This is a genomic window from Pseudomonas carassii (genome assembly GCF_036324045.1).
Lineage (GTDB): Bacteria > Pseudomonadota > Gammaproteobacteria > Pseudomonadales > Pseudomonadaceae > Aquipseudomonas > Aquipseudomonas peradeniyensis.
Genome location: NZ_JAZDCT010000004.1, coordinates 46,152 through 66,570, shown reverse-complemented (window position 1 = coordinate 66,570; position 20,419 = coordinate 46,152). Strand labels below are relative to the sequence as shown.

At 64.4% G+C, this 20,419-nt stretch carries 18 protein-coding genes and 1 pseudogene; 7 read left to right on the top strand and 12 right to left on the bottom strand.

The genetic code is table 11. The features are described from left to right. Position 1: 1 nt before the first annotated feature. From V0R62_RS04225 to pcaR, 7 genes are all read right to left on the bottom strand, one after another. A complete protein-coding gene (locus tag V0R62_RS04225; protein WP_330102878.1) occupies positions 2-1,354 on the bottom strand; it encodes a 3-carboxy-cis,cis-muconate cycloisomerase in 1,353 nt (450 codons plus the stop codon). Positions 1,355-1,363: 9 nt separating this feature from the next. Beyond that, positions 1,364-2,653, bottom strand: coding sequence for an MFS family transporter (locus V0R62_RS04220; RefSeq protein ID WP_330102877.1), 1,290 nt, complete (start codon positions 2,651-2,653; stop codon positions 1,364-1,366). Positions 2,654-2,866: 213 nt separating this feature from the next. Further along, complete coding sequence (gene pcaF / locus V0R62_RS04215; RefSeq protein WP_330102978.1) at positions 2,867-4,072, bottom strand: 3-oxoadipyl-CoA thiolase; 1,206 nt, start codon at positions 4,070-4,072, stop codon at positions 2,867-2,869. Further along, positions 4,069-4,848 (bottom strand): CoA-transferase subunit beta, encoded by a 780-nt coding sequence (locus V0R62_RS04210; RefSeq protein WP_198744423.1) that lies wholly within the window; start codon positions 4,846-4,848, stop codon positions 4,069-4,071. Before V0R62_RS04210 ends, pcaF begins: the two co-directional genes overlap by 4 nt. Next, positions 4,845-5,705: a CoA transferase subunit A gene (locus tag V0R62_RS04205; protein ID WP_028690217.1), complete on the bottom strand. Its 861-nt coding sequence runs from the start codon at positions 5,703-5,705 to the stop codon at positions 4,845-4,847. Before V0R62_RS04205 ends, V0R62_RS04210 begins: the two co-directional genes overlap by 4 nt. 167 nt (positions 5,706-5,872) lie before the next feature. After that, positions 5,873-7,219: an MFS transporter gene (locus V0R62_RS04200; protein WP_330102876.1), complete on the bottom strand. Its 1,347-nt coding sequence runs from the start codon at positions 7,217-7,219 to the stop codon at positions 5,873-5,875. A 359-nt stretch (positions 7,220-7,578) separates the two neighbouring features. Continuing rightward, complete coding sequence (gene pcaR / locus V0R62_RS04195; RefSeq protein ID WP_050703907.1) at positions 7,579-8,448, bottom strand: pca regulon transcriptional regulator PcaR; 870 nt, start codon at positions 8,446-8,448, stop codon at positions 7,579-7,581. Between the two features lie 568 nt (positions 8,449-9,016). Here pcaR and V0R62_RS04190 point away from each other — a divergent pair. Both V0R62_RS04190 and V0R62_RS04185 read left to right on the top strand, forming a co-directional pair. Next, positions 9,017-9,217, top strand: a complete 201-nt coding sequence (locus tag V0R62_RS04190) for a hypothetical protein (protein WP_028690221.1) — start codon at positions 9,017-9,019, stop codon at positions 9,215-9,217. A gap of 312 nt (positions 9,218-9,529) precedes the next feature. Further along, positions 9,530-11,002, top strand: coding sequence for an inorganic phosphate transporter (locus V0R62_RS04185; RefSeq protein ID WP_280083021.1), 1,473 nt, complete (start codon positions 9,530-9,532; stop codon positions 11,000-11,002). A 106-nt stretch (positions 11,003-11,108) separates the two neighbouring features. Here the strand turns inward: V0R62_RS04185 and V0R62_RS04180 are convergent, their stop codons facing one another. Continuing rightward, the gene (locus V0R62_RS04180; protein WP_330102875.1) at positions 11,109-12,584 is read right to left on the bottom strand and encodes a helicase HerA-like domain-containing protein; all 1,476 of its coding nucleotides are present in this window, start codon (positions 12,582-12,584) and stop codon (positions 11,109-11,111) included. A gap of 172 nt (positions 12,585-12,756) precedes the next feature. Between V0R62_RS04180 and V0R62_RS26740 the strand changes: the two are divergent. The 4 genes and pseudogenes from V0R62_RS26740 to V0R62_RS04165 all read left to right on the top strand — a co-directional run. Further along, a pseudogene (locus V0R62_RS26740) lies at positions 12,757-13,773 on the top strand (HAMP domain-containing protein); the annotation flags it as partial. Between the two features lie 93 nt (positions 13,774-13,866). Further along, the gene (locus tag V0R62_RS26735) at positions 13,867-14,631 is read left to right on the top strand and encodes a methyl-accepting chemotaxis protein (protein WP_371263123.1); all 765 of its coding nucleotides are present in this window, start codon (positions 13,867-13,869) and stop codon (positions 14,629-14,631) included. Between the two features lie 159 nt (positions 14,632-14,790). Beyond that, entirely contained in the window at positions 14,791-15,912 is a 1,122-nt protein-coding gene (locus V0R62_RS04170) for a glycosyltransferase family 4 protein (protein ID WP_330102874.1), read from the top strand. Next, on the top strand, positions 15,905-16,669 hold the full coding sequence (locus tag V0R62_RS04165) for a DUF2334 domain-containing protein (RefSeq protein ID WP_330102873.1): 765 nt from the start codon (positions 15,905-15,907) through the stop codon (positions 16,667-16,669). The genes V0R62_RS04170 and V0R62_RS04165 overlap by 8 nt, the downstream gene beginning before the upstream one ends. Positions 16,670-16,702: 33 nt before the next feature. Here V0R62_RS04165 and V0R62_RS04160 read toward each other — a convergent pair whose 3' ends face one another. After that, positions 16,703-16,933: a hypothetical protein gene (locus V0R62_RS04160; RefSeq protein ID WP_330102872.1), complete on the bottom strand. Its 231-nt coding sequence runs from the start codon at positions 16,931-16,933 to the stop codon at positions 16,703-16,705. A 15-nt stretch (positions 16,934-16,948) separates the two neighbouring features. Next, complete coding sequence (gene purU / locus V0R62_RS04155; protein WP_028690228.1) at positions 16,949-17,800, bottom strand: formyltetrahydrofolate deformylase; 852 nt, start codon at positions 17,798-17,800, stop codon at positions 16,949-16,951. Positions 17,801-18,100: 300 nt separating this feature from the next. Between purU and mvaT the strand changes: the two genes are divergently transcribed. Then, positions 18,101-18,478, top strand: a complete 378-nt coding sequence (gene mvaT, locus V0R62_RS04150; RefSeq protein WP_028690229.1) for a histone-like nucleoid-structuring protein MvaT — start codon at positions 18,101-18,103, stop codon at positions 18,476-18,478. Positions 18,479-18,553: 75 nt separating this feature from the next. Here mvaT and sbcB read toward each other — a convergent pair whose 3' ends face one another. Then, positions 18,554-19,984, bottom strand: coding sequence for an exodeoxyribonuclease I (gene sbcB, locus V0R62_RS04145; protein WP_330102871.1), 1,431 nt, complete (start codon positions 19,982-19,984; stop codon positions 18,554-18,556). A 61-nt stretch (positions 19,985-20,045) separates the two neighbouring features. Continuing rightward, positions 20,046-20,405: a PilZ domain-containing protein gene (locus tag V0R62_RS04140; protein ID WP_023631126.1), complete on the bottom strand. Its 360-nt coding sequence runs from the start codon at positions 20,403-20,405 to the stop codon at positions 20,046-20,048. Positions 20,406-20,419: the final 14 nt, after the last annotated feature.

Below are 20,419 nucleotides of genomic sequence, written 5' to 3'. Positions count from 1 at the left end.
TTCAGGCAGTGAATCGTTGATGTTCGGCCACGGCGCGTGCCACCCAGACACGGGCCTGGCCGAGGTAATGGGCAGGGTCGAGCAGACGGTCGAGCTCGTCAGCGGACAGTTCGGCGCTGACCTGCGGTTCGTCGCCGAGCACGACACGCAGGTGGCGCCCTTCGGCCACGGCGCGCTGACAGCATTGCTCCAGCAGGTGATGGGCACGCTCGCGCCCCAGACGCTGGGCAAGCACGATACTGACCGCCTCGGCCAGCACCAGGCCCTGGGTCAGATCCAGGTTGCGGCGCATGCGGGCAGTGTCCACCTCCATGCCCTCGGCGATCAGCTGTGCCTGGCGCAGGGCGCCGGAGACCAGGCAGCAGATTTCCGGCAGGGTTTCCCATTCGGCGTGCCACAGGCCGAGGCTGCGCTCGTGCTCCTGAGGCATCGCGGCGAACAGTGTCGAGACCAGTCCCGGCACGCGGGTGGCGGCACCGATCAGCACCGCAGCGCCCACCGGGTTGCGCTTGTGCGGCATGGTCGAGGACCCGCCCTTGCCCGGCGCGCCGGGCTCGAACAGCTCGCCCGCCTCGGTCTGCATCAACAGGCTGACATCCCGGCCGAACTTGCCCAGGCTGCCGGCGACCAGGCCCAGTACCGAGGCGAATTCCACCAGGCGGTCCCGCTGGGTGTGCCACGGCTGTTCGGGCAAGGACAGTTTCAAATGCGCGGCCAGGGCCTCGGCCACCGGCAAGGCCTTGCTGCCCAGCGCCGCCAGGCTGCCGGAGGCGCCGCCGAACTGCAGCACCAGCAGGCGCGGGCGCAGTTCCTTGAGGCGCTGGCGATGACGGGTCAGGGCGCCGAGCACACCGGCCAGTTTCATCCCCAGCGTCACCGGCGTGGCATGCTGCAGCCAGGTACGCCCCACCAGCGGCGTGTCGGCATGCTGCAACGCCTGGCGGGCCAAGGTGTCGGCCAGCTTGCCGAGGTCACGGTCGATCAGCCCCAGGGCGTCACGCAGTTGCAGCACCAGGCCACTGTCCATCGCATCCTGGCTGGTGGCGCCGAGGTGCACGTAGCGCTCGGCCTCGGGCACGCCGCTGGCGACCACCTTGCCCAGGGCCTTGACCAGCGGAATCGCCGAGTTGCCAGCGGTGGCGATGGCATCGGCCAAGGCACGCACGTCATAGCGCTCGGCCTTGCAGGCCGCCTCGATGGCGCTCACCGCCGTGTGCGGCACCAGCCCGGCACCCGCCTCGGCGCGGGCCAGGGCGGCCTCGAAATCGAGCATGCCCTGCAACCGGCCACGGTCGGAGAAGATCTCGCGCATGGCCGGCGCGGTGAAGTAGGCATCGAACAGTTGGTTGCTCATGCAACGTCCTTAATGATCGTGGTGCAGGTACGCCGCCTGCTTGGGCAGGCGCAGGCTGAACAGGAAGGCCACCGCCATCATCGCGGTCACGTACCAGTAGAAGGTGTTCTCCATGCCTAAGGTTTTCAAGCCCAGCGCCACGTATTCGGCCGAGCCGCCGAACACCGCGTTGGCCACCGCGTAGGCCAGCCCCACCCCCAGCGCACGGACCTGCGGGGGGAACATCTCGGCCTTCACCAGGCCGCTGATGGAGGTGTAGAAGCTGACGATGCACAGCGCCAGGGTCACCAGCACGAAGGCCATGAACGGGCTGCTCACGGTCTTCAGCGCCATCAGCAACGGCACGGTGAAGAGCGTCCCGAGGGCGCCGAACAGCAGCATCGAATTGCGTCGGCCGATACGGTCGGAGAGCATGCCGAACACCGGCTGCAGGATCATGAACAGGAACAGCGCGCCGGTCATGACGAAACTGGCGCTCTTGGCGTTCATGCCGGCAGTGTTGACCAGGTATTTCTGCATGTAGGTGGTGAAGGTGTAGAAGATCAGCGAGCCACCGGCGGTGTAGCCCAGCACGGTGATGAAGGCGGCGGCATGGTGGCGGAACAGCCCGCGAATGGTACCGGCCTCCTTGTCCTGGCGGGTCTCGGCGCTGCTGGTCTCCTTCAGCGAGCGGCGCAACATCAGCGAGATCAGCGCGGCGATGGCGCCGACCACGAACGGGATGCGCCAGCCGTATGCCCGCAGCTCCTCTTCGCTGAGCAGCTGTTGCAGGATCACCACCACCAGCACCGCCAGCAACTGGCCGCCGATCAGGGTGACGTACTGGAACGAGGCGAAGAAGCCGCGCTGGCCGCGCAAGGCCACTTCGCTCATGTAAGTGGCGGTGGTGCCGTACTCGCCGCCCACCGACAGGCCCTGGATCAGCCGCGCCAGGAGCAGCAGCGCCGGCGCCCAGGCGCCGATGCTGGCGTAGGTGGGCAGGCAGGCGATGATCAGCGAGCCGCCGCACATCATCAGCACCGAGATCATCAGCGAATTCTTGCGCCCGTGGCGGTCGGCCAGGCGGCCGAAGATCCAGCCACCGATGGGGCGCATCAGGAAGCCCGCGGCGAACACGCCGGCGGTGTTGAGCAACTGCACGGTGGGGTCGTCGGAGGGGAAGAAGGCCGGGGCGAAGTAGATCGCGCAGAAGGCGTAGACATAGAAGTCGAACCATTCGACCAGGTTGCCCGACGACGCGCCGACGATGGCGAAGATCCGCTTGCTGCGCTCTTCGCCGGTGTAATAGCTGGAAGTCATGGTGTTTTTACTCCTGGGAGGTCACTGCAAAGTCTAGACATACCCAGTAACAATCTCGTTCCCTGTCAGACACGGTTCCCTGTAGGAGCGGCCTTGTGTCGCGAAAGGGTCGCGTAGCGGCCCCGGCAATTTCTGCGTCGGCACAGAGATCCTGGGGCCGCTGCGCGGCCCTTTCGCGACACAAGGCCGCTCCTACAGGGGGCGCGTCCAACTTCAGACCCGCTCGATGGCCAGCGCCAACCCTTGGCCAACGCCCACGCACATGGTCGCCAGTCCCTTGCGCCCGCCACTCTTCTCCAGCTGATGCAACGCCGTCAGCACCAACCGCGCCCCGCTCATCCCCAGCGGATGCCCCAGGGCAATCGCACCGCCGTTGGGGTTGACCTGCGGCGCATCATCCGCCACGCCCAGCTCGCGCAGCACCGCCAGTCCCTGGCTGGCAAACGCCTCGTTGAGCTCGATGACATCGAATTCCGCCACCGCCACACCGAGACGCTCGGTCAGCTTGCGCACCGCCGGCACCGGGCCGATGCCCATTACCCGCGGCGCCACGCCGGCACTGGCCATGCCCAGCACCCGGGCCCGTGGGGTCAAGCCATGTTTCTTCACGGCATCGGCCGAGGCCAGGATCAGTGCGGCGGCGCCATCGTTGACGCCCGAGGCATTGCCTGCGGTAACCGTCTTGTCAGGGCCATTGACCGGCTTGAGCCTGTTCAGCGCCTCCAGCGTGGTGTCCGGGCGCAGGTGCTCATCCTGCTCGACCACGGTCTCGCCTTTTTTATGGGCGATACGCACCGGTACGATCTCTTCGGCGAAGAAACCGGCAGCCTGCGCGGCGGCGGCCTTCTGCTGACTGCGCAGGGCGAAGGTGTCCTGGTCGGCGCGCGACACCCGGTAATCATCAGCAACGTTGTCGGCGGTCTCGGGCATCGAGTCCACGCCATGTTGCGCCTTCATCAACGAATTGACGAAGCGCCAGCCGATGGTGGTGTCCTCGAGCTTCATATTTCGCGAGTAGCCGCTCTCGGCCTTGCCCATCACGAACGGCGCGCGGGACATCGACTCGACGCCACCGGCGATGGCCAGTTCCATCTCGCCACTGGCGATGGCGCGAAACGCGCTGCCGATGGCGTCCATGCCCGAGGCGCACAGACGGTTGAGGGTCACGCCGGGAATGCTCTGCGGCAGGCCGGCCAGCAGCAGCGCCATGCGCGCCACGTTGCGGTTGTCCTCGCCGGCCTGGTTGGCGCAGCCAAGGAACACTTCGTCGAGCAGCTCCCACTGCACCTGCGGATTGCGCTCGACCAGCGCCTTGAGCGGCACCGCCGCCAGGTCGTCGGCGCGCACACTGGCCAAGGCGCCGCCAAAGCGGCCAATGGGGGTACGGATAGCGTCGCAGATAAAGACGTCACGCATCAGGCTTCTCCTGCCGTCTGGCCATGGGCGGCGGCGGTGCGCGCTTCGAGGTCGCGCAGGGCGGACAGTTCGACATCGCTGGGTGCCGCGGTCTGCTGCACGTCGTCGGCGAAGCGGATCGCCCAGCCAGTGGCGGCAACGATCTGCTCGCGGGTCACACCCGGGTGGATCGACGTGACCACGAATTCTTGGGTGTCCGCTTCCGGCTCCATGATGCACAGGTCGGTGATGATGCCGACCGGCCCGTCGCCAGGCAGGCCCAGGCGCTTGCGCGAGTCACCGCCTTCGCCGTGGCCGACCGAGGTGATGAAATCGAGTTTGTCGACGAAGGCGCGCGGCGACTGCTTGAGGATGATCAGCACCTGCTTGGCGGAACCGGCAATCTCCGGCGCGCCGCCGGCCCCCGGCAGGCGAGTCTTCGGCGCGTGGTAGTCACCGACCACCGTGGTGTTGATATTGCCGAAGCGGTCGACCTGGGCCGCACCGAGGAAGCCGACGTCGATGCGCCCGCCCTGCAGCCAGTAGCGGAAGATCTCGCCGGTCGGCACCACGGTGTCGGCGGTCTCGGCCAGCTCGCCGTCACCGATGGACAACGGCAGCACGCTCGGCTTGGCGCCGATCGGACCGGACTCGTAGATCAGCACGACATCGGGCGAGGAGGTCAGCCGTGCCAGGTTGGCGGCCTTCGACGGCAGGCCGATGCCGACGAAGCACACGGCACCGTTGCGCAGGCGGCGGGCCGCCGCGACGGTCATCATTTCGGAAGTGGAGTAGCTCATTGCGCGGCCTCCGCGGTGCTGGCCAGCTTGGCCTGGAATTCGGTGAAGTCCCGGGTGCCACGGATGAAGGTGTCGATCCAGGCAGTGAACGACTCGCGGTTGCGGGCGATCGGGTCCCAGGCCTGGTAGAAGCGGTTGTCACGCTCGTAGTAGCCGTGGGCGTAGGACGGGTGGGCGCCACCGGGCACCAGGCACACCGCGCTGAGCGCCCAGGTCGGCAACACGCAGGCATTCATCGGCGCATTCAGGTCATCGACGATCTCCTCGACGGTGACGATGCAGCGCTTGGCCGCCAGGGCCGCTTCCTTCTGCACGCCGAGGATGCCCCACAGCAGCACGTTGCCCTTACGGTCGGCCTTCTGCGCGTGGATCACGGTGACGTCCGGGCGCACCGACGGCACGGCGGCGAGCACCTCGCCGGTGAACGGGCAGGTGACGCTCTTGATCAGCGGGTTGACCTTCGGCAGGTCGGAGCCGGCATAGGCACGCAGCACCGCGAACGGCAGGCCGGAGGCGCCGGCGACATAGGCGTTGGCCAGGTCGGCGTGGCTGTGCTCCTCGATCTCGATGGCGTGCGGCCACTGCTTCTCCACCGCGTCGCGCAGACGGTGCAGTGAACCGACGCCAGGGTTGCCGCCCCAGGAGAAGATCAGCTTGCGCGCGCAGCCGGCACCGATCAGCTGGTCGTAGATCAGGTCCGGGGTCATGCGCACCAGGGTCAGGTCGCGCTTGCCCTGGCGGATGATCTCGTGACCGGCCGCCGTCGGGATCAGGTGGGTGAAACCTTCAAGGGCGACGCTGTCGCCATCCTGGATGAACTGCTTCACGGCCTCGTGAAGCGAGAGGATTGCTGCCATTGGAGACTCCTGGTCAGGTCGAGTCGAGTCAGTGAGCAGCGGGCCTTTGCGTCGCTGCGATGGGCCCAGATTACGGTGGCTGTCGGGGTGGTAACAATCCGATAATCGCACTTTTGTGCGATTATCGAACAATTTGTTACTCTACTATCTAACGCATCCCTATCGCCTCAGGTCGCGTCGGCGTGGCTTACCAGCCCCTTCACCACCACGCCGATGGTGGCCAGCGCCGCCGGCACCAGCAGCGCGGTCAGCACCTGCTCGAAGGTCCACCCCAGCCCCAGCAGCGTCGCCCCGCTCCAGGCACCGAGGATCGCGCCGAAGCGGCCGATCCCAAGCATCCACGACACCCCGGTGGCGCGCCCCTGGGTCGGGTAGAACCGCGCCGCCAGCGACGGCATGGCCGATTGCGCGCCGTTCACGCACATGCCTGCAACCAGCACCAGCGTGGCCAGCACGGTGATGTTGCCCAGGCTCTGCCCCACGGCATAGGCGAACACCCCCGCCAGCAGGTAGAAGACGCCGATCACCTTGTGCGGGTTGAACCGGTCCATCGCCCAACCCACGGCCACCGCGCTGAGCACGCCGCCGAACTGGAACAACGCGCCGATGAAGGCGGCCTGCTCCATGCTCGCGCCGCTGTCACGCATCAGGGTCGGCAGCCAGCTGGTCAGCAGGTAGACGATCACCAGGCCCATGAAGTAGGTCAGCCACAGCAGTACAGTGCCCAGGCCATAGGTGCCCGAGAAGATCACCGCGAACACGTTGCGTGCCGCCACCGCCTTCTGCTCCGGCACACTGAAGCTCGCGGCCTGGGCCACCAGGGCCGGGGCGATCGGCGCCAGGGTCCGGCGCACCCTCTCGGTGCCGCGGTTGCGCACCACCAGGAACCGCGCCGACTCCGGCAGCCAGACCAGCAGCACCAGCGCCAGCAGCAATGGCAGCACCCCGCCGATCACCAACAGACTGTGCCAACCGTAGGCCGGGATCAGCTTGGCCGAGATGAAACCGCCCCCGGCCATGCCCAGGTTGAAGCCACAGAACATGCTGGTCACCAGCAGCGACTTGAGCCGCTCCGGGGTGTACTCGGAGAGCAAGGTGGTGGCATTGGGCATGCCCGCCCCCAGGCCCAGGCCGGTCAGAAAGCGCAGCACCAGCAACTGGTCGACATTGGTGGCGTAGGCCGAGGCCAGGCTGAACCCGCCGAACACCAGCACCGCCCCCACCAGCACGCCCTTGCGCCCGAAGCGGTCGGCCAGCGGCCCGGAGCCAAGGGCGCCGAACACCATGCCAATCAACGCGGCGCTCATCACCGGACCGAGGCTGGCACGGTCGATGCCCCATTCCTGGGACAGCGCCGGGGCGATGAAGCCCATGGCGGCAGTGTCCAGGCCATCGAGGAAGACGATCAGGAAGCACAGGATCACCACCCGCCATTGATAGCGCGACAGCGGTTGGTCGTTGATGAGGGACTGGACATCGAGGCAGTTGCCGACAGCGGATTGTGGTTTGTTCATTGTTGTTATCCGGGAGTTGGGCACAGGCAGGCTACCGCGCATCGCTGATGCGCAGGAACAGGAAACGGTGGATACGGCGAACTGGATCAGCCGGCGTGCAGCAGCACTGCGCGCGGGTGCGGCCGCGACAGCGAAAGGACGGTCTTCATGGGGATGCCCTCGGGCCTGTTGTTATTGTCCGGTCGGCGAAGCCGACTCGTGCGACAGACATTAATCAGCAGCCGTGGACGGCGCAATTCGTCGGGAACGACACTGTGCGTTTATCGAACAAGAAACGGCAGCCCATGTTCGACTATTCAGCGCACCCGGTGCAGGAACCGGTTTGCCGGCGATGGGGCGCAGCGCGCCCCCGGTGTTGTTCAACCAAACAACTGATGACACAGGTCCCGGCTGGCCGCCAGCAGGATCGGCAGGAAGCGCTGCTCCAGCTCCCCACGGCTGACCCGACCGACATGGGTACTCACGTTCAACGCCGCCAGCACCTGCCCCGAGGCGTCATAGATCGGCACGGCAATCGAACGCAACCCCTGTTCCAGCTCCTGGTCGACCACGCACCAGCCCTGCTCGCGCACCTGTTGGATACAGGCGAACAGCGATGCCGGGTCGTGCAGGGTACGGCTGGTCCGCGCCTTGAGGTCCGCCCGTTCCAGGTACTCGTGCAGGCTGGCGTCGTCCAGCGCCGCCAACAAGATGCGCCCCATCGACGTGCAATAGGCCGGTAACCGCCCGCCGACCGACAGGTCGACCGAGATTAACCGTTCGACCGTGGCCGAGCGCGCTATATAAAGGATGTCGTCGCCCTCCAGCGTGGCCATGTTGGCCGCTTCATGGAGCTGGTCGCTGATCCGGTCGAGGTAGGGCTGGGCCGACACCGCCAGCGGTGTGGACGACAGGTAGGCATGGCCAAGGGTCAGCACCTTGGGCAACAGCGAATAGGTGCGCCCGTCGGTGGTCGCGTAACCCAGTTTCATCAAGGTATGCAGGCAACGGCGCACCGCCGCCCGGGGTATTTCCGTGCGGTGGCTGATCTGGGCGATGGTCAGGTGGCGCTTGCGCTCCTGGAACGCCTGGATCACCGCCAGGCCACGGGCCAGGGAGGTCATGAAGTCCGGGTCGCCGGTAAAGGCCTGGATGCGCTTGGCCGCGGACGCCACGATCGGTGGTGCCAGGGTGGGGCTGGTATTGCGCGCGGGCTCGTTCGCTGGCGGGCCGCTGGTTTCTTCGCTCATGGACATGCCTCAAAAAAATCGCTACCTCGTTCGATTATCGAACGAACGGCCGATAATCGCAATTGACCGCTGACACTTTTGCTTATACCTTTCCCCTGCCACATGTGGCTTCTTTGGAGAGACTGGTCAGGTACCCACCGTAGAAGTCCCAGGCAACGGCCTCGCCTCCCAGCGAGGCCGTTTTCATTTCTGACAGCGAACGGCAAACTTGACTACCCTGGCAAGTTGAACTTTCAGCGCGCCGATCAGACAAACCCTCTGTCTGGTCACAATAACTTCTGGTCTATTGTCAATGACCGGTAAAGAACGATAGCCTTCGAATTGGCGATTGCTATAATCGTTCGTGTTGGTTGCCAGTGCTGTATAACGGATCCAATCGACATACTTTCGTTGCCTTCCTGACGCCTGCCCCCTGCCCCGAGCAGTGGCTTGTCGTGTGGTGCGCCGCAGGTCGCCCTCCCACACCCAGTCATTGCAGTGCAACGATGTGTACGCATTGCCGATATTTCCACATCCTGCGTGTGTATTTAACGGCCGATGCCCAACTTCAACCTATTCAGGTATTACTGTGACGAAAGAAGAACTGCGCGCGGAACTCGAGCGCCAGGCTGAACGTTACAAGGATGTTTACGGTGGTGAAGTCACTACCTATGCCGCACAACCCGACCCGGAACGCAAACCCTGGCGTAAACGCGCGAGCATTCTCGACCAGGCCTTCGCCCAGGAAATCGAGAAGATCGAAAAGGAACTGCGCAGCGACGGCGACTGAAGCAGAACGATGCTATCGCGCCATCATGCAGCGGCGGTTGTAGCGAGGCATTCGGGGCAAAAATGCTCGATATGAAATGGAATCACACAAATTTCATACGACCGTTTAAATTGCGACTGTCTTGCAAAAATAGCCTCAAATCGCTGATTTTTCTGAAATTTATCGATTTTTTACGGCGATTTTGCGCTAAAGATCAACAGCACGGTGCGCGTGCAGGGTCGACATTTCCCTGCCATCGGTCAGTGGCGGGTGCATCGATTGCCATGGTTTTCTGGCATAATCCGCCCCCCCTAAGACCGCCAGACAACCTTCATGATCGATTTATTCAGCGGACTGGATGCCTGGGTTATCGTGAGCCTGACGCTCGCTCTGACCTTCGTGCTCGCATTCGAGTTCATCAATGGCTTTCATGACACCGCCAACGCGGTAGCCACCGTCATCTATACCAAGGCCATGCCACCGCACCTGGCCGTGTTCTTCTCCGGTGTGTTCAACTTCCTCGGCGTTCTGCTCGGCGGTGTCGGGGTGGCCTACGCCATCGTCCACCTGCTGCCTGTCGAACTGCTGATCAATGTGAACACCGGTCACGGCCTGGCCATGGTCTTCTCGCTGCTGGCCGCGGCCATCACCTGGAACCTGGGCACCTGGTACTTCGGTATCCCTGCCTCCAGCTCGCACACCCTGATCGGCTCGATCCTCGGCGTCGGCCTGGCCAACGCCCTGATCAGCGACATTCCGCTGGGCGACGGCGTCAACTGGCAGAAGGCGATCGACATCGCCATGTCCCTGGTGCTCTCGCCCATGGCCGGCTTCGCTGTCGCCGCCCTGGTGCTGATCGGCCTGAAATGGTGGCGCCCGCTGTCGAAGATGCACAAGACCCCGGACCAGCGCCGCAAGCTCGACGACAAGAAGCACCCGCCGTTCTGGAACCGCCTGGTGCTGGTGATCTCGGCCATGGGCGTGAGCTTCGTGCACGGCTCCAACGACGGCCAGAAAGGCATCGGCCTGATCATGCTGGTGCTGATCGGCATCGTCCCGGCCAAGTTCGTCCTCGACCTGAACAGCACCACCTACCAGATCGAGCGCACCCGCGACGCCACCCTGCACCTGAGCCAGTTCTACCAGCGCAACGCCGCCACCCTGGGCGAGTTCCTGGCACTGGGCAAGGCGCAGGCGAGCGACCTGCCGGAACAGTTCAGTTGCAACCCGCAGCAGACCGAGCCGACCATCGCCGCACTGCAATCGTCGCTGGCCGGGGTGACCGACTACCGCGCCCTGAGCGCCGAGAAGCGCGTCGAAGTGCGTCGCTACCTGCTGTGCCTGGATGACACGGCGAAGAAGGTCGGCAAGCTGCCGGGCCTACAGGCCCGTGAAAAGGCCGACCTGGAGAAACTGCGCAAGGACCTGACCGCCACCACCGAGTACGCACCGTTCTGGGTGATCGTCGCCGTCGCCCTGGCCCTGGGCCTGGGCACCATGGTCGGCTGGAAGCGCGTGGTGCTGACCGTCGGCGAGAAGATCGGCAAGCAGGGCATGACCTATGCCCAGGGCATGTCGGCCCAGATCACCGCGGCCTGCGCCATCGGCATGGCCAACGTGTTCAGCCTGCCGGTTTCCACCACTCACGTGCTGTCGTCGGGTGTCGCCGGTACCATGGTCGCCAACAAGAGCGGCCTGCAGGGCGGCACCGTGAAGACCATCCTGCTGGCCTGGGTGCTCACCCTGCCGGCAACGATGGGCCTGGCCGCCGGCCTGTTCTGGCTGGCCACCAAGGCCATTGGCTGAGTGGTACCGCAATAGAAGAAGGCGCCCTCGGGCGCCTTTTTCGTGGGTATTGTTCGGGCACCGGCCTCTTCGCGGGTAAACCCGCGAAGAGGCCGGGACAGGAATATCAACGCTTCCTGCCCCCCAACAACGACCCCATCAACCCACGCACCAACTGCCGCCCCAACTGATTGGCCGCTTGGCGCACCGCCGACTTGATGGCCTGCCCCGCCGCGCTCTGCAGGAACTCACCGGCCTTGTCGGCGAAGCTGTCTTCGTCGGCCTTGGCCTGGGGCACCGGCTCCACCGGCTCGCCCTTGCGCTGGTTGAGCATTTCATAGGCCGACTCACGGTCGATTGGCTTGTCATAGCGCCCGGCCAGGGGCGATGCCGCAATCAGCGCCTGCCGCTCGGTCGCACTCAACGGCCCGATCCGCGACTGCGGCGGCGCGATCAGTACCCGCTGGACCATGGCCGGCGTGCCCTTCTCTTCCAACGTCCCGACCAAAGCCTCACCAATGCCCAGCTCGGTCAGCACCCCCAGGCTGTCGAACGCCGGGTTGGGGCGGAAACCATCGGCCACCGCGCGCAGCGACTTCTGCTCCTTGGCGGTGAATGCCCTCAGGCCATGCTGGATACGCAGGCCCAGCTGCGCCAGCACCGCATCCGGCAGGTCGCCCGGCGACTGGGTGACGAAATACACCCCAACGCCCTTGGAGCGGATCAGCCGCACCACCTGCTCCAGACGATCCTGCAACGCCTTGGGCGTACCGTTGAACAGCAGGTGCGCCTCATCGAAGAACAGCGCCAGCACCGGCTTGTCGGCATCGCCGCGCTCCGGCAGCTGCTCGAACAGTTCAGCCAGCAGCCACAGCAGGAAGGTCGCATAGACCTTGGGCGCGTCATGTACAAGGCGGCTGGCGTCGAGCAGGTGGATACGCCCGCGTCCGTCGCCTTCAGGGCGCAGCAGGTCCTCCAGTTGCAGCGCCGGCTCGCCGAACAGTGCCTCGGCGCCCTGCTGTTCCAGGGTCGCCAGTCGGCGCAGCAAGGCCTGCGTGGAAGCGCTGGTCATCAAGGCGCTGTCCTCGCCCAACAGCTGGGGGTTGTCCTTCAGGTGCGCGAGCAGGGCCTTGAGGTCTTTCAGGTCGAGCAGCAGCAGGCCTTCGCGATCGGCCACCTTGAACGCCGCATACAAGGCGGCCTGCTGGCTGTCGGTGAGCTCCAGCAGGTTGCCCAGCAGCAACGGTCCCATTTCGCTCAGGGTGGTGCGCAACGGATGCCCCGATTGCCCCGCGATATCCCAAAGACTTACCGGATAAGCCTGGGGCTTGTGGTTCAGCCAGGGCATGCCGGCGATCCGCTCGGCCACCTTGCCCTGGGGCACCCCGGCCGCGCCGAGGCCGCACAGGTCGCCCTTCACATCCGCAGCGAATACCGCGACCCCGGCATCGCTGAACAACTCGGCCAGGTGTTGCAGGGTGACCGTCTTGCCGGTGCCGGTGGCGCCGGCCACCAGGCCATGCCGGTTGGCCAGGCGCATGGACTGGGATACCGGCTGACCATCAGGACCTGCTCCTACTACCATTCGTAAGGAATCTGACATCTTCTTTCATCCCCTGCTCAAGTTCCGTCGCGTGACAGCCGATATTTCAAAATGATTCTACCCAGAAAGACAGTAACAACCCGAAAAGGACCCACGGGAATTGTTGCACTGTTTTCCAACCGTGCTTTGTGCGAACGACCCGATAAAAAACCTTAGCGGACACGATCACGTTATGAATAAAAGCCTTCGTTTCAGCCACAAGATTCTTCTGGCGGCATCACTGATCGTGATACTCGCCTTCAGCCTCTTTACCCTTTACAACGACTACCTCCAGCGTAACGCCATTCGCGAAGACCTGGAGAACTACCTGGCTGAGATGGGCGAGTCCACCTCCACCAATATCCGCAACCTGTTCGAAGGGCGCATCAAGCTGGTCGAGAACGTCGCCCAGAACATTGCCCAGTACCCACAGAACACCGGCACCCTGCTTGGCCAGAACGCCCTCACCTCGAGCTTCCAGACCATCTACCTGGGCCAGCCCGACGGCACCTTCACCGTGCGCCCGGACACCAAGATGCCCGACGGCTACGACCCGCGCGTGCGCCCCTGGTACAAGGACGGCCTGAACGCCAACGGCCCGATCCTCACCGAACCCTACATCGACATGGCCACCAACGAGCTGGTCATCTCGATCATCAGCACCGCCTCGCGCTCGGTCGGCGTGGTCGGCGGCGACCTGGCCCTCGACGGCCTGGTGCAGATCATCAACTCGCTGAACTTCGGCGGCATGGGCTACGCCTTCCTGGTCAACGACCAGGGCAAGATCCTGGTGCACCCGGACAAGAACCTGGTGATGAAGACGCTGTCGGACCTGTTCCCGCAGAACACGCCCAGGCTGTCCAGCAACCTGACCGAAGTGACGCTCAACGGCGAAACCCGCCTGCTGACCTTCACCCCGGTCAAGGGCCTGCCGTCGGCCAACTGGTACATCGGCCTGTCGGTGGACAAGGACAAGGCCTTCTCGATGCTCAGCACCTTCCGTACTTCGGCGGTAATCGCCACGTTGGTGGCGGTGGTGATCATCATCGCCCTGCTCGGCCTGCTGATCCGCGTGCTGATGCAGCCGCTGCACACCATGACCCGTGCCATGTCGAACATTGCCGAGGGTGAAGGCGACCTGACCCGCCGCCTGGAAATCCACAACCACGACGAGTTCGGCATCCTCGGTACCGCCTTCAACCGCTTCGTCGAACGCATCCACGGTTCGATCCGCGAGGTGTCCTCGGCCACCGAGCAGGTCAACGAAGTGGCACTGCGGGTCATCAGCGCCTCGAACTCGTCGATGAGCAACTCCGACGAGCAGTCCAACCGCACCAACAGCGTCGCCGCCGCCATCAACCAGCTCGGCGCCGCTGCCCAGGAGATCGCCGGCAACGCCGCCCAGGCCTCGCAGCATGCCAGCTCCGCGCGGCTGCTGGCCGAGGAAGGCCAGCAGGTGGTGCAACGCAACATCGATGCGATGAATCGCCTGTCGGACCTGATCGTCACCTCCAGCGAGCATATCGAGACGCTGAACAACAAGACCGTCAACATCGGCCAGATCCTCGAAGTGATCACCAGCATTTCCCAGCAGACCAACCTGCTGGCGCTCAACGCCGCCATCGAGGCAGCCCGAGCCGGCGAGGCCGGACGTGGTTTTGCCGTGGTCGCCGACGAAGTGCGTAACCTGGCGCACCGCACCCAGGAGTCGGCGCAGCAGGTGCAGACCATGATCGAGGAGCTGCAGGTCGGCGCCCGCGAGTCGGTCGACACCATGGGCCAGAGCCAGCGTCACAGCCAGGACAGCATGGACATCGCCAACCAGGCCGGCGAACGCCTGGGCAGCGTCACCCAGCGCATCGGCGAGATCGACGGCATGAACCAGTCGGTGGCCACCGCCACCGAAGAGCAGACCGCCGTGGTCGACTCGATCAACATGGACATCAACGAGATCAACATGCTCAACCAGGAAGGCGTCGAGAACCTGCAGGCCACCCTGCGTGCCTGCTCGGACCTCGAGCAGCAGGCCGGCCGCCTCAAGCAACTGGTCGGCAGCTTCCGCATCTGATCCGCCGCCCGCTCCCCTCGCGGGAGCGGGCTTGCCCCGCGACAGGGCGCCCCGCCAAAACCCGATCGAACAAACTATCCTTCAGGTAGGTCAACCCTCAGGCGCGTCATCGCCGGTTCATAACCGCCGAATGACTCACCCGAGGACGATCCCGGAGGGATGCTGATCGTGCACATCGCCGACATCACCATGTTCTATGCCCCGGCCAGCGGCGGCGTGCGAACCTACCTTGATGCCAAACACCGCCGCCTAGACGCCATGCCCGGCGTTCGCCACAGCCTGCTGATTCCCGGTGCCAATGCCAGCCAGGTCGATGGTATCTACCACGTACCTGCTCCACCCCTGCCCTTCGGCAACGGCTATCGCTTCCCGGTGCGCCTGGCGCCCTGGTGCAAAGAACTGCGCCGCCTGCGGCCCGACCTGATCGAGGTCGGCGACCCCTACCTCACCGCCTGGGCGGCCCTGGAGGCGCGGCGCAAGCTCGATGTGCCGGTGATCGGCTTCTATCACTCCGACCTGCCCCTGCTGGTGAGCAACCGCATGGGCAACTGGTTCACCCCCAATGTCGAGGCCTATGTCAGCAAGCTCTACGGGCATTTCGACCGGGTCCTGGCACCCAGCCAGGTGATGGCTGACAAGTTGCGCAGGCTGGGCGTGGAGAACGTGCACGTGCAGCGCCTGGGCGTGGACCTGGCGCTGTTCAACCCCAACCGGCACGATCCCGGTCTGCGCGCCGAGCTGGGCATCGCCGATACCAGCCGCCTGCTGGTGTTCGCCGGCCGCGGCTCGCGGGAAAAGAACCTGCCGCTGCTGCTTGACTGCATGCACGCGCTCGGCCAGCCCTACCACCTGCTGCTGGTGGGCTCGAACATGCCGGCCAGCGTGCCGGGCAATGTCAGCGTGATCGATCACTTCTGCCCGCCCACACAAATCGCCCGTCTGCTGGCCAGCGCCGACTTGCTGGTGCATGCCGGCGACCAGGAAACCTTCGGCCTGGTAATCCTCGAGGCCATGGCCAGCGCCACGCCCGTGGTGGCCGTGCGTGCCGGCGCCTTCAGCGAAATCGTCGACGAACGCTACGGCCGGCTGTGCCCGCCCAACGATGGCCAAGCCATGGCCAAGGCTGTGCGCGAAGCGTTCGACAGCGGTGTGGACCAGTTGGGCCGTCAGGCACGCCAACACGTGGAGCGCCATTACAGCTGGGACACCGTGGTCAACGGCCTGCTCCAGCATTACCAGGCGGTGCTCGGCCACCCGCTGCCGGTGCGCGCCCATGGCTGAGGGCCGGGCCGCCACGCGCAGCCTGATGCTGGTGCTGCACGATATCGCGCCGGAAACCTGGCCGGACTACCAGCCCTTCGTCCAGGCCATCGACGCACTGGGCAGGGTGCCCATGACCTGGCTGGTGGTGCCGGACTTCCACCACCGCAACCCCCTGACGCGTTCACCCACCTTCTGCCGCTTGCTCGAGCGACGCCTGGCCCGGGGCGATGAACTGGCCCTGCATGGCTACTACCACGCCGACGATGGCCCCCCACCGCGCGGACCGGGCGAATACTTCCTGCGTCGGATCTATACCCACGAAGGCGAGTTCCATGGGCTGGACCAGGCAGACGCCCTGCAACGCCTGCAGGCCGGGCTGGCACTGTTCGAGACACAGGGCTGGCCGGTGGCTGGCTTCGTCGCCCCCGCCTGGTTGATGAGCGAAGGCACGCGCCAGGCACTGAGGCAGTTGCCACTGCGCTACACCAGCTCCCCGCGCCACCTGTACCGGCTGCCGGACTTCAACGCCTTCGAGGCCCCGGGACTGGTGTGGAGTGCCCGCAGCGCCTGGCGCCGCGGCCTGTCGAGAGTAGTCAGCGACTGGCAATGCCGCCGCTGGCGCGAAGCCGACACCCTGCGCCTGGGCCTGCACCCTGTCGACATGCGCCACGCCAGCGCACGCAATTACTGGCTCGATACCCTGCACCAGTTGCTGGCCCAGGGCCGTGAGCCACTGACCAAGTCCGCCTGGCTGGAGCGCCAGACCGGCCCATGAAGCGCCCGAGCTGGCGGACCGCTGCCAGCGCGCTTACCTGTTGACTCTATCTGCTGGCGGACGGACTGGTGTTCCTGTACCTGCTGGCGCGTCCTCGACTTGAGCGTCGTCGCCAGACGGGTTGAGTCGCCCCCAAAGCTCGGCGGCACCGGGGAACTCGGTGCCGTCGTCATCGCTCAACACCTCGGGGTCGAAGCGGGCCAGGCAGCCTTCGCCCAAGGTGGGTGGCGCCGAGGCGCCGGCCTTGTCACGCGGGTCTGCCATGCCATGGCCCTCGACTCAGTTGAACACCACGGTCTTGTTGCCGTGCACCAGCACGCGGTCTTCCAGGTGATAGCGCAGGCCACGGGCCAGGACCATCTTTTCCACGTCACGGCCGAAGCGCACCATGTCCTCGATGCTGTCGGCGTGACTGACACGCACCACGTCCTGCTCGATGATCGGGCCGGCGTCCAGCTCCTCGGTCACGTAGTGGCAGGTAGCGCCGATCAGCTTCACGCCGCGCAGTGCCGCCTGGTGGTACGGCTTGGCACCCACGAACGAGGGCAGGAAGCTGTGGTGGATGTTGATGACCTTTTCCGCGTATTCCTGGCACAGCTGCGGCGGCAGAATCTGCATGTAGCGCGCCAGCACCACGGCGTCGGCGCCGTACTCGGCGACCAGGCGCGAGACCTCGGCGAACGCCGGCTGCTTGTCCTTGGGGTCGACCGGCACATGGTGGAACGGAATGCCGTGCCACTCGACCATGCTGCGCAGGTCATTGTGGTTGGAGATCACGCAGGGAATCTCGCAGTCCAGCTCGTCGGTGTGCCAGCGGTGCAGCAAGTCGGCCAGGCAGTGCGACTCACGGCTGGCCATCAGCACCACGCGCTTCTTCTGCGCCGAGTCGGTGATCCGCCAAGTCATGGAGAACTCTTCGGCGATCGGGGCGAACGCCTCGCGGAAAGCCTCGATACCGAACGGCAGGGACTCGGCGCGGATCTCATGGCGCATGAAGAACCAACCGCTCTGCTCGTCGGAGTGGTGGCTGGCTTCGTTGATCCAGCCATTGTAGAGGGCCAGGAAATTACTGACTTTTGCCACGATGCCGACGCGGTCGGGGCAGGCAATCACCAGTCGATAGGTGCGCATGAGGGAGACTCCAGAACTTCGCAAAGGCGCATATTCTAGCGGCCTGCCGGGAAAAACGCAGTAAGCATCTACACCCTCGCATCCTCAGGTTCGAGGACACCGTCGCACAAGCCTATTCCCTTCTTCCCAAGGGGAAATGGCCAGTGGCCCAGACAAATTGTAAATTTTTCTTAACCTAATGACTGCGCAGTCAGTGCCTACTATTAAATGAGTGATCAATATTAAATTGTTTACTTGAGAGTTTCGCCTGTCTATTATTGCCCCACTGTCTCTCTCTGAACATGCATTAAGGAACACACCATGTCCCTGATCAACGAATACCGCGCCACCGAAGAAGCCATCAAGGAACTTCAAGCCCGCCTGGCCAACCTGTCGCAAGACGGCAAGCTGCAAAAAGAACTGGAGTTCGAAAAGAAGCTGCGCGAACTGATGGCCGAAAACGGCAAGTCGCTGCGTGACGTGATCGCCCTGCTCGACCCGGAAAGCAAACTGAGCAAAGCCCCGCGCGGCGCAGTCAAGACCACCGGCACCAAGCGTGCACGCAAGGTCAAGCAATACAAGAACCCGCACAACGGCGAGGTTATTGAAACCAAGGGTGGCAATCACAAGACCCTGAAAGAGTGGAAAGCCAAGTGGGGCGGCGACGTCGTCGAAAGCTGGGCTACCCTGCTGGACTGATTCGCCTGAAAGGCGCGTTGGTTTCAACATGAAAAACGCCGGCACTTGCCGGCGTTTTTTGTTTATCTGCACATTTCAAAGCTGGTACTGCACTTTCAGTTGCCGGACATGGGTTTGCCAGGCCTCCAGCACCTGCCGTCCCGCTTCGCTGGCGTCGCTCCAACTGCTCTGGCATGCCTGCTCGAAGTCCGCCAGGGTATTAGGCGCACCGCAAGTAGGATCAGTAAGCCGCTGCTGACAGAATGCATGCCAACGGGCGCGCTCTTGTTCATCAAGGGTGTCGGAAAAGTTTCGCGCGCGATAGCGGAACAGCAGTTCCGGCAGCCTCGGGTCATCGAACATCCATTGCCCATGTGCCAATTGCGCCGGATCCACACGCCGCACTTGTTCGCTCAGGCGCTTGTCCCGGTCACCGATAAAACCGTCATACAACTGTTGCTCCGGGTCTTCGCTGGGGGCAAAGCCTTCTTCCTGATAAATGATGTCCAGCTTGTCTCCCCAAATGGCCTGCTGATTGGCCAATTGCTCCGCCCGGGCCTGCAATGCCGACAACTCGAGCCCCAGGCGTTGTTGGTCGGCCGGGCGCAATACCGACAGTGGCGCCAATACCGGGCAGCGGTTGATATGCAGCAACTTCAGCGGTACCGGTAGTTCGCCCTGGGCCATGTCTTCGTGCCGCGTATACAGGCGCTGGCGCAATGCTTCTGCACTTTCCTGGAGCAGCGGCGAAGCATCTTGTTGCAAGTCGCAGACAATCAGCGCGTTGCGGTTGCGCGGATGCCAGGCCAAAGGCAGTACCACGCCGATATAGTTGCGCTGGGCCGAGAAACGTCCGGATACATGTACCAGTGGCTGCAATAGCCGAACCTGTTCCATGACCTTGTGCTTGCTGCGCAACTGGAACAGCCAGTCATACAACCGCGGCTGTTTCTCGCGGATCAAGCGGGCCAGGGCAATGGTCGCCCGCACGTCGGAAAGCGCCTCGTGGGCATGGCCGTGGTCGATACCATTGGCCTTGCTCAGCAGTTCCAGGCGCAGGCTGGTGCGCCCGTCCTGCTGTGGCCAGACGATCCCCTCGGGGCGCAGCGCATAGGCGGTGCGGACCACATCGATCAGGTCCCAGCGGCTGTTGCCGCCCTGCCATTCCCGGGCGTAGGGGTCGAAGAAGTTGCGGTAGAGGCTGTAGCGGGTGACCTCATCGTCGAAACGCAAGGTGTTGTAGCCCGCAGCGCAGGTGCCGGGACGGGCCAACTGATCGTGCACCCGGGTCATGAATTCGGCTTCGCACAGGCCCTGGTCGGCCAGTTGCCGGGGGGTTATGCCAGTCACCAGGCAGGCCGCCGGATGCGGCAGGATATCGTCGGAGGGGCGGCAGTAGAGGCTGATCGGCGCCTCGATCTCGTTGAGGTCAAGGTCGGTGCGCACGCCGGCCACCTGCAGCGGGCGGTCGCTACGCGGATTGATGCCGGTGGTTTCGTAGTCGTGCCAGAAAATGCTGGAGCTCACGGGGTCTTCCTGTATCGAGGTCGACCAGAGTCTAACGGCACGTGGCAGGGCTGGGCCAGCCTCAGGCGGAGGCGTTCATGGGCCGGAAGCTGAAGAAGTCGCGCAGGGAACGGACGAACTCATCGTATTCCTGCGGTGCCTGCAGCAGCATGAAGCCGGCATCGAAATGCCCCGGCGTCTCATCCTCGCGGCACCACAGGCAACTGGCCGTCAGGTTGATAAATTGCAGGCCACCGCCGGCGAGGGGTACCCGCAATTGCAGCTCGAAATCCGGCCCCACCAGCACCGGCAACTGGCTGATCAGCATCAGGCCGTCTTCCGAGGCGTTGCCCAGATAGCCGATCTGCTGGTCGGTGCAGCGGTTGAACACCTTGAGCACGCAAGGCAGCTGATGACGTTGTATGTGTCGCTCGATAAACATGATCGCAGTGAAAT

Bases quoted from the DNA above. Each gene is read 5' to 3' on its own strand.
- V0R62_RS04225 (WP_330102878.1), bottom strand. From the start codon at position 1,354: ATGAGCAACCAACTGTTCGATGCCTACTTCACCGCGCCGGCCATGCGC.
- V0R62_RS04220 (WP_330102877.1), bottom strand. From the start codon at position 2,653: ATGACTTCCAGCTATTACACCGGCGAAGAGCGCAGCAAGCGGATCTTC.
- V0R62_RS04210 (WP_198744423.1), bottom strand. From the start codon at position 4,848: ATGAGCTACTCCACTTCCGAAATGATGACCGTCGCGGCGGCCCGCCGC.
- V0R62_RS04205 (WP_028690217.1), bottom strand. From the start codon at position 5,705: ATGGCAGCAATCCTCTCGCTTCACGAGGCCGTGAAGCAGTTCATCCAG.
- V0R62_RS04200 (WP_330102876.1), bottom strand. From the start codon at position 7,219: ATGAACAAACCACAATCCGCTGTCGGCAACTGCCTCGATGTCCAGTCC.
- pcaR (WP_050703907.1), bottom strand. From the start codon at position 8,448: ATGAGCGAAGAAACCAGCGGCCCGCCAGCGAACGAGCCCGCGCGCAAT.
- V0R62_RS04185 (WP_280083021.1), top strand. From the start codon at position 9,530: ATGATCGATTTATTCAGCGGACTGGATGCCTGGGTTATCGTGAGCCTG.
- V0R62_RS04180 (WP_330102875.1), bottom strand. From the start codon at position 12,584: ATGTCAGATTCCTTACGAATGGTAGTAGGAGCAGGTCCTGATGGTCAG.
- V0R62_RS26735 (WP_371263123.1), top strand. From the start codon at position 13,867: ATGAGCAACTCCGACGAGCAGTCCAACCGCACCAACAGCGTCGCCGCC.
- V0R62_RS04170 (WP_330102874.1), top strand. From the start codon at position 14,791: ATGCTGATCGTGCACATCGCCGACATCACCATGTTCTATGCCCCGGCC.
- V0R62_RS04165 (WP_330102873.1), top strand. From the start codon at position 15,905: ATGGCTGAGGGCCGGGCCGCCACGCGCAGCCTGATGCTGGTGCTGCAC.
- V0R62_RS04160 (WP_330102872.1), bottom strand. From the start codon at position 16,933: ATGGCAGACCCGCGTGACAAGGCCGGCGCCTCGGCGCCACCCACCTTG.
- purU (WP_028690228.1), bottom strand. From the start codon at position 17,800: ATGCGCACCTATCGACTGGTGATTGCCTGCCCCGACCGCGTCGGCATC.
- mvaT (WP_028690229.1), top strand. From the start codon at position 18,101: ATGTCCCTGATCAACGAATACCGCGCCACCGAAGAAGCCATCAAGGAA.
- V0R62_RS04140 (WP_023631126.1), bottom strand. From the start codon at position 20,405: ATGTTTATCGAGCGACACATACAACGTCATCAGCTGCCTTGCGTGCTC.